This is a genomic window from Phormidesmis priestleyi ULC007 (assembly GCF_003003695.1).
Lineage (GTDB): Bacteria > Cyanobacteriota > Cyanobacteriia > Leptolyngbyales > Leptolyngbyaceae > Phormidesmis_A > Phormidesmis_A priestleyi_A.
In genome coordinates this window covers 1-1,157 of record NZ_PVWG01000125.1, presented here as the reverse complement: position 1 = coordinate 1,157, position 1,157 = coordinate 1, and the positions used below count along the sequence as shown (strand labels likewise).

The window sequence follows — 1,157 nt, the reverse complement described above, 5'->3', positions numbered from 1 at the left end:
CAGGGCTGATCTATTGAAAGAAGGAAAATAGTTTCTGGACATCGTGCGCCAAGAATCGCAGCCCTCTGGTGATCGAATCAAAACCATTGAGCCGAAAGAGATTCAGGCAGAAGGTACGAACAATCCCAAAATTAACCGGCGCATTGCCATCACACAGCGGCGATTCATCCTCTTTCAACACCACATCTTTGACCCAGTGCAGCCGATTCTCAATGTGCCAGTGCGCTCGAATCTGTTGGGCAAAGCCGACCGCATCTAAAGTTAAGGAACTGATGTAGAACATCGTTTCACGATAAGGTTGACCCGCACGAGTGCCCGTGCGCTCGACTCGAACGATCCGTTGGATGCCGACCCATTGCGGATCGATGGCTGGAATTTGGTCTAAAACGCTGACGGTTCGTTGCGTCACCCGGTCATAAGTCCGTTCACTTTGCTGATCCACACTGAGCGGCGGCAGTTGTTCAAACTGCGTCTCTAATTGTCTCAACCAAGTCTGCTGGTTCCCTTTAACCGGGATCAAGTAATCATTGCCGCTGGCAATGATCTGCTGCGTGGTTTTTTTTGAGTATGGAGGGCATCGAGACTGAAGCAAACTCCCTGGAGTTGAAGCTTTTCTAATAGGACTTGAGCCGTCTTGATTTCACTACAATCGCCATTATGCATCGACTCTAAGCCCAGCACCACGCCTTGCTGGACACTGAAAGCTGAGACGACACTGACGAAGTCTTGGTAAGACTGGTCAGAATCGCGCAGACTGGCTTTGATCCCTTTACCGTCCACTGACACTTGCTCGTTGGGGGAGGGCGCACAGTGCTCTTGTGCCCACTGGTTAAACGCCTGGGTGAAGGAGACAAAATCGACTCGCACCATAATCCGCCGCAGAGTGGAAAACCCCGGCAGTCGAGCATAAGGCAGTTCCATGATCTCTAGTAATGCGGCTTGATGTCGGTTGACAAAGTCCGTTAAAGAGCGGTATCCGGTACAACCACTCATCGTGCCCATGATGATTAAGACCAGTATTACCCAGAGGGGGTAATCAGGTTGAGTGCGATAATCTCGAACGGTTTGAAGATGTTGAATTAGGCTCATAAAGCTTGGAGTTCAAGCTAGGGGATTTCTCTAGTATCTATTTTCTTTGATTAATGGATCAGCCCTGC

1 pseudogene is annotated in these 1,157 nt (G+C 49.8%); it reads right to left on the bottom strand.

The window, feature by feature from the left end:
- Positions 1 to 10: 10 nt before the first annotated feature.
- Positions 11 to 1,089, bottom strand: a pseudogene (locus C7B65_RS29100) (ISAs1 family transposase).
- Positions 1,090 to 1,157: the final 68 nt, after the last annotated feature.